This is a genomic window from Pseudoduganella chitinolytica (genome assembly GCF_029028125.1).
Taxonomy (GTDB): Bacteria; Pseudomonadota; Gammaproteobacteria; order Burkholderiales; family Burkholderiaceae_D; genus Rugamonas; species Rugamonas chitinolytica.
Genome location: NZ_CP119083.1, coordinates 4285655 through 4297833 on the forward strand (window position 1 = coordinate 4285655; position 12179 = coordinate 4297833).

General features: G+C 65.8%; 15 protein-coding genes. 6 read left to right on the forward strand and 9 right to left on the reverse strand.

Going from position 1 to position 12179, the window contains the following annotated elements:
* Positions 1 to 2: 2 nt before the first annotated feature.
* The 6 genes from PX653_RS19010 to gloA all read left to right on the forward strand — a co-directional run bounded on the left by PX653_RS19010 (position 3) and on the right by gloA (position 4991).
* Positions 3 to 305, forward strand: coding sequence for a hypothetical protein (locus PX653_RS19010; protein WP_277414306.1), 303 nt, complete (start codon positions 3 to 5; stop codon positions 303 to 305).
* 14 nt (positions 306 to 319) lie between these two features.
* Complete coding sequence (locus PX653_RS19015) at positions 320 to 1624, forward strand: PQQ-dependent sugar dehydrogenase (protein ID WP_277414307.1); 1305 nt, start codon at positions 320 to 322, stop codon at positions 1622 to 1624.
* Positions 1625 to 1703: 79 nt separating this feature from the next.
* A complete protein-coding gene (locus tag PX653_RS19020) occupies positions 1704 to 2609 on the forward strand; it encodes a hypothetical protein (protein ID WP_277414308.1) in 906 nt (301 codons plus the stop codon).
* 54 nt (positions 2610 to 2663) lie between these two features.
* On the forward strand, positions 2664 to 3530 hold the full coding sequence (locus tag PX653_RS19025; protein WP_277414309.1) for a hypothetical protein: 867 nt from the start codon (positions 2664 to 2666) through the stop codon (positions 3528 to 3530).
* A 6-nt stretch (positions 3531 to 3536) separates the two neighbouring features.
* Positions 3537 to 4469: a hypothetical protein gene (locus PX653_RS19030; protein ID WP_277414310.1), complete on the forward strand. Its 933-nt coding sequence runs from the start codon at positions 3537 to 3539 to the stop codon at positions 4467 to 4469.
* A gap of 108 nt (positions 4470 to 4577) precedes the next feature.
* Positions 4578 to 4991 carry a lactoylglutathione lyase gene (gloA, locus tag PX653_RS19035; RefSeq protein ID WP_277414311.1) on the forward strand — a complete coding sequence of 138 codons (414 nt, stop codon included), beginning with the start codon at positions 4578 to 4580 and terminating at the stop codon, positions 4989 to 4991.
* Positions 4992 to 5109: 118 nt separating this feature from the next.
* Here gloA and PX653_RS19040 read toward each other — a convergent pair whose 3' ends face one another.
* The 9 genes from PX653_RS19040 to PX653_RS19080 form a co-directional block, all read right to left on the reverse strand.
* Positions 5110 to 6459, reverse strand: a complete 1350-nt coding sequence (locus PX653_RS19040) for a TolC family outer membrane protein (protein ID WP_277414312.1) — start codon at positions 6457 to 6459, stop codon at positions 5110 to 5112.
* A gap of 102 nt (positions 6460 to 6561) precedes the next feature.
* Positions 6562 to 6885 (reverse strand): rhodanese-like domain-containing protein, encoded by a 324-nt coding sequence (locus tag PX653_RS19045; protein WP_277414313.1) that lies wholly within the window; start codon positions 6883 to 6885, stop codon positions 6562 to 6564.
* A gap of 19 nt (positions 6886 to 6904) precedes the next feature.
* Positions 6905 to 7558 carry a protein-L-isoaspartate O-methyltransferase family protein gene (locus PX653_RS19050; protein WP_277414314.1) on the reverse strand — a complete coding sequence of 218 codons (654 nt, stop codon included), beginning with the start codon at positions 7556 to 7558 and terminating at the stop codon, positions 6905 to 6907.
* 146 nt (positions 7559 to 7704) lie between these two features.
* A complete protein-coding gene (locus tag PX653_RS19055) occupies positions 7705 to 8355 on the reverse strand; it encodes a TetR/AcrR family transcriptional regulator (protein WP_277414315.1) in 651 nt (216 codons plus the stop codon).
* Between the two features lie 93 nt (positions 8356 to 8448).
* Positions 8449 to 9078: a DNA-3-methyladenine glycosylase I gene (locus PX653_RS19060; RefSeq protein WP_277414316.1), complete on the reverse strand. Its 630-nt coding sequence runs from the start codon at positions 9076 to 9078 to the stop codon at positions 8449 to 8451.
* Positions 9079 to 9136: 58 nt separating this feature from the next.
* The gene (locus PX653_RS19065) at positions 9137 to 9424 is read right to left on the reverse strand and encodes a YciI family protein (protein WP_277414317.1); all 288 of its coding nucleotides are present in this window, start codon (positions 9422 to 9424) and stop codon (positions 9137 to 9139) included.
* Positions 9425 to 9549: 125 nt separating this feature from the next.
* Positions 9550 to 10206 carry a glutathione S-transferase family protein gene (locus tag PX653_RS19070; RefSeq protein ID WP_277414318.1) on the reverse strand — a complete coding sequence of 219 codons (657 nt, stop codon included), beginning with the start codon at positions 10204 to 10206 and terminating at the stop codon, positions 9550 to 9552.
* On the reverse strand, positions 10187 to 11554 hold the full coding sequence (locus tag PX653_RS19075) for an FAD-dependent oxidoreductase (RefSeq protein WP_277414319.1): 1368 nt from the start codon (positions 11552 to 11554) through the stop codon (positions 10187 to 10189). The genes PX653_RS19070 and PX653_RS19075 overlap by 20 nt, the downstream gene beginning before the upstream one ends.
* 78 nt (positions 11555 to 11632) lie before the next feature.
* The gene (locus PX653_RS19080; protein ID WP_277414320.1) at positions 11633 to 12163 is read right to left on the reverse strand and encodes a cupin domain-containing protein; all 531 of its coding nucleotides are present in this window, start codon (positions 12161 to 12163) and stop codon (positions 11633 to 11635) included.
* Positions 12164 to 12179 lie beyond the last annotated feature (16 nt).

The following is a 12179-nucleotide window of genomic DNA, read 5'->3' on the forward strand; positions in this document are numbered from 1 at the left end:
TCATGAGCAGCAACGACAGCGGCAACGATAACGGCAACAACGTCGAGCCCAACGAGAAGGACCGCCGCGTCAATACGGACGTGGAAGTGGGCGCCACCGGCGGCAAGCGCCTGCCGCACGAGCGCGACGAATCGACCGAAGGCGCCGAACACCGCGAGCCGCGCACCCGCATCGAGCAGGCCGCGCGCGACATCGAGCAAGGCCTCGTCGATACCGACCTGCGCGAGGACCGCGGCATCCAGAAAGATCCGCCCGCCGGCGGCGACGTGCAGGCGAAACCGCTGCCCGAAATCAAGCGCGACTGACCGACAGGCCCACCATGAAACGCACGATCGCCCTCGTTTCCCTGCTGGCCAGCGGCGCCGCGCTGGCACAGGCGCCCCAGTATCCGGTCGGCTACGGCCCCAATCCGAAGCTGCCGGAACCGGAAAAGAGCCTCATCCCGACCGTCAACGTGGCGCCTGTCGATGTGTGGAAAGGCGACGAGAAGCCCGTCGCCCCGCCCGGCTTCACCGTCACGGCCTATGCCCGCAACCTGGATCATCCACGCTGGCTGTACGTGCTCCCCAACGGTGACGTGCTGGTGGCGGAAACCAACGCGCCGCCGAAGCCGGAGGACAGCAAGGGCATCAAGGGCAAGATCATGCAGATGCAGATGAAGAAGGCCGGCGCCGTGACGCCGTCGGCCAACCGCATCACGCTGCTGCGCGACGTGGATGCGAACGGCGTCGCGAAGACCCGCACCGTGTTCCTGAAAAACCTGCATTCGCCATTCGGCATGACCTTGGTCGGCAAGGATTTCTATGTCGCCAATTCCGATGCCGTCATGCGCTTCTCCTACGAGGAAGGCAAGACGGCCATCGCGGCGGCCGGCGTCAAGGTCATGAGCCTGCCGGCCGGACCGCTGAACCACCACTGGACCAAGAACATCGTGGCCAGCCCCGACGGCAAGTTCCTGTACATGACGGTGGGCTCCAACAGCAACGTGGCCGAGAACGGCATCGACAAGGAGGAAGGCCGCGCCGCCATCTGGGAGCTGGAGCGCGCCACCGGCAAGTCGCGCCTGTTCGCGACAGGCCTGCGCAACCCGAACGGCATGGCCTGGGAACCGAAGACGAAAACGTTGTGGACGGTCGTCAATGAGCGTGACGAGCTGGGCAACGACCTCGTGCCGGACTACCTGACCTCCGTCAAGGACGGCGGCTTCTACGGCTGGCCCTACAGCTGGTACGGGCCGAACGTGGACGCGCGCGTCAAGGAGCCCCGCCCCGACCTCGTCAGCAAGGCCATCGTGCCCGACTACGCGCTGGGCGCGCACACGGCGGCACTGGGCCTGGCGTTTTATGAAGGCAACGCCTTCCCGGCCAGCTACCAGGGCGGCGCCTTTGTCGGCATGCACGGCTCCTGGAACCGCAAGCCGCACAGTGGCTACAAGGTCGTGTACATCCCGTTCGTGGACGGCAAGCCGGCCGGGCCGCCGCAGGATTTCCTGACGGGCTTCCTGGACAAGGACGAAAAAGCCAACGGCCGTCCGGTCGGCGTGGCGGTCGCCAAGGACGGCGCGCTGCTGGTCGCGGACGACGTGGGCAATACGATCTGGCGGGTGGCACCGGCGGGCAAATAAGGCACGTCGGCCGGCCGAGCGGTCGCGTCCGCGGCCGTTTTCGTCTATATTCATTGCTTTTCGATTAAGAACAACAGCAATGAACAAACTGGTTCCGGCCGCTGCCCTGGCAGCCGCCTTGTTGTCGGCGGGCTGTTCGCGCGAACAACCCGCCGAGGCAGCCCCGCTCCACATCACGAAGGCAGGCCCGCCCGCTGCGGCTACCGCCCCCGCCCCTGCCCCTGCGGTCAACGACACCTATGCCGACCTGATGCGAGCGGTCTTCGGTACGCTCTACCGCCCGGCGAAGGGCAACGCGCTGGCCGACATGACCGATCCGGACGACCGGCGCCAGCGCCTCCGGATGGTCGTGACCGGCGTCGGTTCGACCCGCCTGCCGACGGGACAGACGGTACTGGCCGTGAACGCGGAGATGACGGACCAGGATGGCGAGCCGCAATCGGCACATTCGTCGGCTGGACTGCTGAGCCTGTACCTGCTGGACAATCAGGACGGCACGTGGCAGGTCCGCCGTCGCCACGAGAATGTCGCCTCGCTGGGCTCGTTCGGACAGCTCGGCGAGATCAAATGGGTACACCTGACCAAGGACAAGGTCGGGCTGGCCGTGCTGCACGGCGGTACCTGGCAGGGCCAGACGATCACGCTGCTGGCACTGTTCGACCCCACCGCCGAGAAGGTAGCCGATCTCGTCAGCGAAAGCATCGCTGTCTACTCCAGCAACGATGGCGCGTGCGGTCCGTCCACCGACACTTGCTGGGAAGCGGAGGCGCAATGGCACTTCGAGCCGGGCGGCGCGGCCTACGACGACCTGGTCCTGACGATCACCGGCTACGAGGACATTGCGAAGAACCCCGCCGTGGAACCGGAGAATCCCGACGAAACCGTCGAGCGCGTGCGCAAGTCGCTCAACGCCAATGCCCGCTACGTCTACGACGGCAAGCACTATCAACTGCGCGACGGCAAGAACACGATTCCCGGCATCTGAAGCAGGCTGCGGCCCGCTTCGGCTATAATATTGTCTTTTTTGCACTACATTGACATGAAGCCTGCCCTTGCGTTCCTGCTGGCCGCCGCCACCGCGGCCGTGCTGTCCGGCTGCGCCCGCCACGATAACGGTCCCGCCGACACGCCGACCCTTGCACCGGAAGCGGCGCGCGCCGCCGCCATGGCGGCCAGCAAGGATCCCTACGCGCCGCTGATGGCCGCCGTGTTTGGCGACGATTACCTGCCGGCGCAGGGCCGCGCGGTGGAAGGCATCGGTGCGGCGGACAGTTTCCAGAAGGCCAATGGCACCGTCTACCGGGCCGCGACCTCGACCCGCTTGCCGTCCGGCGAGACCGTACTGGTCGTGACGAGCACGGCAACGGACGAGAATGGCGACGAGAACCCGTCGCTGGCCGATCCGGGCCGGCTCAGCATTTACCTGCTGCGCCAGCAGGAGGGCCGCTGGCACGTCACGCGCCGGCACGACGAGGTGGCCCAGCTGGGGCGGATGGGCGAAGCGGGCGAGCTGCGCTGGGTCATGCTGGCGCGCAACAGGCCAGGGCTGGCCGTCGAGCACCACTGGATCGGCCAGGGCTACGTGGCGACGCGACTGTCGCTGTTCGACCCCGCGCGGGAAAAGATCGGCGACCTGACCGGCGAAGGCATCCTGATCGCGTCCGACAGCTCCGGCGCATGCCCCGAAGCGACGCATTGCTGGTCCGGCACGGCCACGTGGCGTTTCGAGCCCGCCGCCGGCACGTACGACGAACTGGTCCTGACGATCTCGGGCGAGCAGGACGACGTGGCGGAGGATGCGCCAGCCGCCGTCCCCGCGGCACCCGCTCGCTGGCCAGCAGCGCGCGCTACGTCTTCGAGCGCGGCAGCTACCGCCTGCGCGACGGCGCCAATACCTTGCCGGTGATCTGACATGAAGAACGCCATCGCCCTGCTCTTGCCGGCGCTGCTGGCCTGCGCCTGTTCGCGCCAGACGCCGGAGCGTCCCGGCCCCAGCGCCTCCGTCCCCGCCGCCGCGCCCGCGCCCCTTCCTGCTGCGGCGGCGCCGCAAGCCCCGGTCCAGGACCGCTTCGCATTGCTGATGCAGGCCGTGTACGGCAACGCCTACCGTGCGGCCAGCGGCGACGCGCTGGCCCCGATGCCGGACCCGGACAATCCGGCCGAGCGCTGGCAGATGGTGCTGGACGGCGTCAGCGCCACGGAACTGCCGACCGGTGAGACGGTGCTGGTGGTCTCGGGCGACAGCGCGGACGAGAACGGCACGGCCACGGGCGACCTGGCCAATCCGGGCGCCCTGAGCCTGTACCTGCTGCGTCGCCAGGAAGGCCAGTGGCACGTCCTGCGGCGCCACGAAAACGTGGCGCGGCTCGGTTCGCACGGCCGCATCGGCAAGGTCAGCTGGGTGAACCTGGCCGCAGGCAAGACCGGTCTCGCGGTCGAGGACCGCATGGCGAACCGGGGCGAGACGGCCATTCACCTGGCGCTGTTCGATCCGACGGCCGAACGGGTGGCCGACCTGACGGGCGGCGAGACCCTGATCCGCTCGGACAACGACGACGATTGCGACGAGTCGCGCGAGCGCTGCTGGCACAACGTCGCGCAATGGCGCCTCGTCCCAGGGGCTGCACCGTATTACGATCTCGTGCTGGACATCGACAGCACGACCACCGTGGCCCAGGCCGGCGGACAGCGCCAGCAGCGCAGCGAACGGGGCACGGCGCGCTACGTGTTCGCCGACGGAGCATACCGGCTGCGCGAAGGCAGCAATACGGTCGGGACGCGGCACGGCGAACAGGAGCAGGAGCAGGAGCAGGAGCAGGTGCGGGTGCGGGTGCAGGAACAATAGGGGCGGTGCTCAGCGAGCCCGGGCGAAAACGCATACAATCGCTGCTCCCGGGGCCCGCGATCACGCCGGGTTCCCTTCAGCCTCAACCGCCAAAAGAGAGATTTCAGCATGCGCATCCTGCATACGATGCTGCGGGTCGGCGACCTGCAGCGCTCCATCGACTTCTACACCAACGTGCTCGGCATGAAACTGCTGCGCACCAGCGACAACCCGGAGTACAAGTACACGCTGGCCTTCGTCGGCTACGGCAACAACCCGGACCATGCGGAGCTGGAGCTGACGTACAACTACGGCGTCGACAGCTATGAGCTGGGCACCGCGTACGGCCACATCGCCATCTCGACGGAAAATATCGTGGAAGCCTGCAACGCCGCGCGCGCCAACGGCGGCAACGTCACGCGCGAACCGGGCCCCGTGAAGGGCGGCACGACGGTGATCGCGTTCATCACGGACCCGGACGGCTACAAGGTGGAATTGATCGAGCGCTCGTTCTCGGGCGCCGGTGGTGGCTTGAACAGCTGATGGATGCAGCATAGGGTCTGTCCCTGCGGGACTGACCCTGAAGTTTGTCGCGAACCTCGACACAATGCGCGCAAACTTCGGGGTCAGTCCCTGTGCAGGGAGTGCCCCCAAGGGCTTTCTAGTTGGTCAGCAACGCATTGATCGGCCGCAGGTCCTCTTCCTTGAGCGAGCCCGCCGCCGCCTTCAGGCGCAGGCCGTTCATGATCGTGTCGTAGCGTGCCTTGGACAGGTCGCGCTGCGTCGAGTACAGCTGGCGCTGCGCGTTCAGCACGTCGATATTGATCCGCACGCCCACCTGGTAACCCAGCTTGTTCGATTCCAGCGCCGACTTGCTCGACACTTCGGCCGCTTCCAGCGCCCGCACCTGCGCCAGCCCGCTGTTCACGCCCAGGTAAGCCTGGCGCGCGTTCTGCGCGGCGCTGCGCTTGGTCGCTTCCAGGTCGTTCCGGGCCTTTTCTTCCAGCGCGATCGTCTCGCGCACCCTGCTCGTGATCTGGAAACCGCTGAAGATCGGTACGCTCCACTGCACGCCGATGGCGTTATTCTTCGTGACGCCATTGGCCGTCTGGCTCTGGCGCGTGGACGACGCGACCAGGTCGACGGTCGGCATGTGGCCGGCGCGGTTGCGCTCGATCTCGCGCTTGGCGATTTCCACGGCCAGCTGCTGCACGGCGACGCCGTAGTTCTGCTGCTCCGCCGACGAAATCCAGGGTTCGATGGTGGCCGGCTGCGGCGGCGCGATCGTCACGCCCGTGCGCAAGGTCGCCAGCGCCGCGGGCGCCGTGCCGATGATCTGCTGCAGTGCCGTGCGGCGCACTTCCAGGTCGTTGATCGCGGCGAATTCCTGGGCGACCACGAGGTCGTACGCGGCCTGCGCTTCGTGGGTGTCCGTGATGGTCTGGGTACCGACCTCGAAATTGCGCTTGGCCGACGCCAGCTGCTCCGTCGTGGCGGACTTCTGCGCCTGGATCGAGGCCAGGTTGTCCTGCGCCGTCAGCACGTCGAAATAGGCCTGCGCCACGCGCACGATCAGGTCCTGCTGTGCCTGGGCGAACTGGGCCTCGGCCTGGGCCTGCGCCAGCTTGCTCTGCTGGTAGTTCTGCCAGTTGGCCCAGCGGAACAGCGGCTGCGTCAGCTGCAACTGGTAGGTGTTCTGGCTGTTGTCGGCATTGCGGCTGCCGATGACGACCGGCGCGCCGTCGACGATCGTCGTGGCGCCCTCGTTCACCGGCGAGAACTCGCCGTTGTTCTTGACGTGGCTGCCGCTCAGCGCGACTTGCGGCAGCAACTGGGAGCGCCCCTGGGCGATCCGTTCCTGGCCTGCCGTCAGCGAATTGCGGGCGCTCGCGTAGGTAGCGTCGTTCGCAAGTGCCTGCTGGTAGACTTGGATAAGATCGGCCGCCTGTGCCGCCTTTGCGTTGAGCATCAAGGCGCTGGCGATCAGCACGGCGATAAGGGGTCTCTGCATTGCATTCTCCGTTGGAGTCGTCAAAAGTTCTGGATTGTGTTGTGTTTTACTTGCTTGATGCGATGTCGATGCGCGGGCGCGCCGCCGCGCCCGGATGTCTGCTCAGTACTTCGGCAGCGTCGGGTCGACCTGCAGCGCCCACGCGTGGATGCCGCCCGTCAGGTTGCTGACCTTGCCGAAGCCGTGCCGTTCCAGGAACGCCGCCACCTGCAGGCTGCGCGCGCCGTGATGGCAGATGCAGACGATCTCGGCATCCTCGTCCAGGTCGTCGATGCGGGCCGGGATGGTCTGCATCGGCATCAGGTTCGCGCCTTGGATATGGCAGGTCTCGTATTCCCACGGTTCGCGCACGTCCAGCAGGTACGGGCGTGGACGGTCCTGGTCGGCCAGCCATGCAGCCAGGTCGGGTGCGGTCAGGTGCTGCATAGCGGTTCTCCCCGATGCGTCAGAAGGTGAAGTGCGAAGGCGTGACGGCGGCGGCCAGCGGCTTGACGTCCGTCTCGAACAGTTTTTTCGTGTCGTAGCTGCTGTCGCCCGTGCGGGTGATCAGGTGTGCCGACATGACCGGCGATTCGCCGATGATGGCCAGGATGCGCCCACCCGCCTTGACCTGCTGCAGCACGCCTTCAGGCAGCACCGGCAGCGCGCCCGTGAAGACGATGACGTCGTAGGGCGCGCCGTTGGCCCAGCCCTGCGCGCCATTGCCCAGTTCCACGCGGACGTTCGAGACGCCGTTGGCCGACAGGTTCTTTTCCGCCTGTGCCTTCAAGGCCGGGTCGATCTCGATCGCCGTCACCTGGAGGGCACGGTGTGCCAGCAGCGCGGCCACGTAGCCGGTCCCGGCGCCCACCAGCAGCACGTTCTCGTGTTTCTTGACGCCTGCATCCTGCACGATGCGCGCTTCCAGCTTGGGCGTCAGCATCGCGGCGCCACCGGCCAGCGGGATTTCCGTGTCGACGAAGGCCAGGTTTTTATACGCTTCCGGTACGAAGTTCTCACGCTTAACGACCATCAACAGATCGAGAATGTCGGTGTCCAGCACGTCCCAGGGACGGATCTGCTGTTCGATCATATTGAAGCGGGCTTGTTCGATATTCATCTTGGTTGACTCGGTGAAGGAATAAGAATCCGTCATTTTATCGTTGAACTGGTCAGGACGGCATATTAACGACAACGACGACGGAACGCGGAAAATTGCGACAGCCTGCAGTTTGCGGGGACTGAACGTGCAAAAAATGCTACCGATTAAGTTAGCGCGGCCGGGGCCGGCGCCCGGATGCCCCGCTCGACGAGGTCGAGGAACGCGGCCATGAACGCTTCCGGATCGATGCTGCCCGTGTCGCAGGGGAAGAAGCTGTGCGACCACAGCATCAGCATGATGACGGGCGCCGTCAGTACCCGCGTCATCAGGTCGGCATCGACGGGTGCGAATTCGCCGTTGGCGACGCCGCGCCGCAGGATCGACGCGATCAGGGCGTTGCCGCGCTCGATGACCTCGTCGTTGTAGAACGCGGCGATTTCCGGGAAATTGCCGGCCTCGGCCATGATCAGCTTGGCCAGGCCGGACGCACGGGTGGACCCGACCTCGCTCCACCATTTGTTCAGCATCGTGCGCAGCAGTTCGCTGCAGCTGGCGTCGGCGGCCGCGGCGATGTCGCTCTCGGCCTTGCCGATGACCTCGACGATGTTCTCGCGCACGACGGCCTTGAACAGCTCTTCCTTGTTTTCAAAGTAGAGGTACAGCGTGCCCTTCGACACGCCGGCGCGGCGCGCCACGTCCTCGAGGCGGGTGGCGGCATAGCCGCGGTCGACGAACAGGTCCAGCGCGGCGGCCAGCAGTTCCTGCGGCCGGGCGTCCTTGCGACGCTCCCAGCGTGGCTTGGTGTCGGATTGCATAGGAAGAGAAACAGTAACTTACCAATTGGTCAGTTAATCATAGTCCGCCGCCGATGCAATCGTCAAGGCTGGCGCGTCGGGCGCCTGGCGCGCTCAGCCCGCGTGCGCGCGTACCGTTCCGGGCCGCTGGAGCTTCCTGCGTGCGGCCATTGCCTCGGCCCGGATCACGCAATCGCCGACATGGTCGTTGATCAGGCCCATCGCCTGCATGAACGCGTAGACCGTAGTGGGTCCGACAAACTTCCAGCCCAGCTTTTTCAGGTCCTTCGACAGCGCGACCGCTTCGGGCGACGTGGAGACGGTCTGGGGGGCCGCCAGCCTGGCCGGATCCGGTTCGTAGCGCCAGACGAAAGCGGCCAGCGAGCCCTCCCGCTCGACCAGTTCGACGGCCCGGCGCGCATTGTTCACGACGGCCTCGATCTTGCCGCGGTGGCGCACGATCCCCGCATCGCCCACCAGGCGGTCGATGTCCTGCTCGGTGTAGCGGGCAATCGCGTGGAAATCGAATTGGTCGAAGGCCTTGCGGAAGTTGTCGCGCTTGGCCAGGATCGTGCGCCAGCTGAGACCGGACTGGAAACCTTCCAGGCAGATCTTTTCAAACAGGCGGACATCGTCCACGACGGGGAAGCCCCATTCGACATCGTGGTAATGCAGGAATTCCGGCGCGGCCGCGCACCAGCGGCAGCGCGGCCGGCCATCCAGCGCGATGACTGTGGCATTCATGGTTGTTCTCCTTTTCTGCGGGAAGTGGGCAGACCGGGCCCCGATCCGCCCGACCGGGTCAGCCAGCCAGAACGGCCAGACGTGGATCGACCTTGCCCGGCGTAATGGCGATGATCTCCGCCTTGACGACGTTCTCCACCACGAACGGATCGGCGTTCACGCGCTCCTGCAACGCCTCGAGCGAGGAATCCAGCGCAATGATGGCGCCGCCCTGCGCGGGCTGGATGGAACCGACCAGCAGGAATTTGCCGTCGTCGATACCGCGCTTGATCCACTCGTTGTGGCCTTGCATGAAGTCGGCGGCCCGGCTCTTGTTATCGGAAAATTTCAGCAGTACGACGAACATAAGTCATCTCCAGTGAGTAAAAAGGTGTCAATGATTGTAATGGGGAAGTTGAATCTAAAGCAATAAACGGCGTCCGCCCACGATCGTGGCGGCGCCGTCGCATCCCGCCTGGCGGGCGTGCCTGGTTACAGGAAACGTCCCACGTAACCCTCGCGCTTGCGGATGAATTCAGCGAAGCGTTCGGGCAGGTCGGGCACTGTCGAGCGGATCACGGCGTCGTGCTGGAGCAGCCGGGTGCGCCACGCGGCGATCTTCGGATGGCGCCGCGCATCGTGGGCGCCGGGCCAGCCGGCATCGAGGTAATCGAGCCGCTGGAACGCGGGCGCGTAGCCGGCATCCACCAGCGAAAATGCCGCGCCGTCGAAATAAGGGCCGTCACCCACCACCTGTTCGAGGCGATCGAACTTCTGCAGCAGCGCGTCGCGCGCCGCCAACGCTTGCGCCTCCGTCTTCGCCAGCATCATGCCCGCGATATCGCCGATACATTCGCCGCCGAATTCGATCCAGCTGCGGCTGACGGCGCGCGCCAGCGCGTCGGCCGGGTGCAGGCTGGGGGCGAACTGGTCCTCCAGGAATTCATTGATGACGGTCGACCCGAAGAACGCACGACCGTCGGCCAGCAGCGCGGGCACTTTCTTCAGCGGCGACACCGCCTGGAAATCGGCGGGCGGGTTGGACAGGTCGATATAGTCGATATCGTGCGGCACGCCCTTATGGATCAGCACGATCGCGCTGCGCTGGGCGTACGGGCAAAGCTTGGAACTAATGAGTTTGATCCGCATGGTTACCTCGTGGAAGTCGGGAAATGACGGAATGGATCAGCGATTCGACGGTCGCCGCCTGCTCCGACCGCGCATCCGCATGGCGCAGCAGTTCGTCCGTGACCGCGTCCAGTTCGCCGATCTGGTGCAGCACGTCCGCATACGGGACGTGGGTGAAGGCGATCAGCTGGTAAGGCGGCACGAAACGCTCGGGATAGAGGCGGTGGAGCATGCGTTCGAGCTGCTTCCTGAGGTGGAACCCGGGCTCGCTGATCTGCCTGGTGAGTTCGTCGAACGCCGCCGACGACATCGTCGTCACGGCGTCGCCGTGCGGTTTGCGCAGCGTTTCGTAATGGCCCAGTGCCGCCTGAAAATCGTCGCCGTGGCGCTCAAGCAGTTCGACCAGCACCATGCAGTCCTCGAAGCCGGCATTCATGCCCTGGCCCAGGAAAGGCACCATCGCGTGCGCCGCGTCGCCCACCAGCGCCAGCCGTCCCGCCAGCGTCCAGGGTGCGGAGCGAACCGTCACCAGCGAATTGACGGGATTGCCGAGCAGTTCGCCGAAGAACGGCGCCGGATCGACATCGGGAAAACGCGCCGCGAACACGCGGGCCATGTCCTCGCGCGTGCGCAGCGACGCGAAGCTGTCCGGCCCCTCGAACGGCGCCAGCAACGTGGCGGTAAAACTCCTGTCAGGGTTCGGAAACGCAAACAGCGATACCGCGCCGCGCGGCCAGGCATGCATCGCATCGGCTGCCAGCGCGGTGGCGTGCGGTGCGTGCATCGTGAATTCCTTGTAGCCGAACGGTTCGAGCGTACGCGTGCTGGCGATACGTCCGTCGGCGCCGGCCAGCTCGCGCACCTTCGACGAGGCGCCGTCGGCGGCAAAGATGTAGTCGGCCCGGACCACCTCGCGCTGTTCGCCTTGCGCGTCGGCCAGCTCGATGCAGCCCTTCTCCAGGTCGACGCCGACGCATTGCCGGCCAAAGTGCATGGCGACACCGGGGGTGCGCCCGCACAGCCGGACCAGGATGCGATTGAGCGTGTTGCGATGGATCGCGAAAATGGCTTGTCCGTCCTGGCCGTAGGGCTGGAATAATTCGTCGCCCCCGTCCGCCGGATGGATGCGCCGCCCGTTCAGCGGCGTCGTGGCCGGCAGCACCTCCGGACCGGCATCGATCGCTTCCAGCGCCCGCCAGCCGCGTGTCGAAATGACCAGGTGCGTCGAGCGCCCCGAGGCGGCGGAATCCGAGGGGGGCTGGCGCTTTTCAAATACGCTGACCCGGTGGCCGCGGCGGGCCAGCAGGGTAGCGAGCATGCATCCCACCAGGCCAGCGCCGACGATGGCGATATGTTGTGCGTTATCCATGGTGTCGTGGGGTTGAGGTTGCGTCACTGGGACGGACGATGTGGCGGTACGCCGCCGCAGCGGTGTACCGCCACCGGATCAGGCCGCGACGGGCGTCGCAACCGAGCGCTGCTTGCGCGCCAGCCGCATCTTCTCCATGTCCGGCAGGATGACGGCCGTGGTATCGGTCTCCGTGACGTAACGCGTCAGCAGCACGGCGCAGGGCTCGGTCTGGCTGGCGTTCTCGATGAAGTGCGGCACGCCGGGCGGAACGAACACGAAGCTGCCCGCTTCGGCGATTTCGTATTTCTCCAGGCCGTCGCCATGCATCAGCGCCAGCGCGCCATTGACGACATAGCCGCTCGTTTCATGTTCATGGATATGTACGGGCCCGTCCTCGGCGCCAGGTGCCAGTTCGAACAGCGAGAACGTGATCTCGCGGCAGCCGGTGGTTTCCGGCGTGATGCCTTCGATTGGCTTGCCGCCGGTTCCCGGAATATGTGGTTTTTTGGTCGTCGTTTCGCCTGCCTCGTAGGGCGTCGCGTGAAGGATCTTACAGTCCAGCTTCGGCAGCTGAAACATGGTTTTGCCGGCGGTCGGGTGCGATACAACGTCAAGGAATTCGGACATCTTTTTCTCCTAGTTG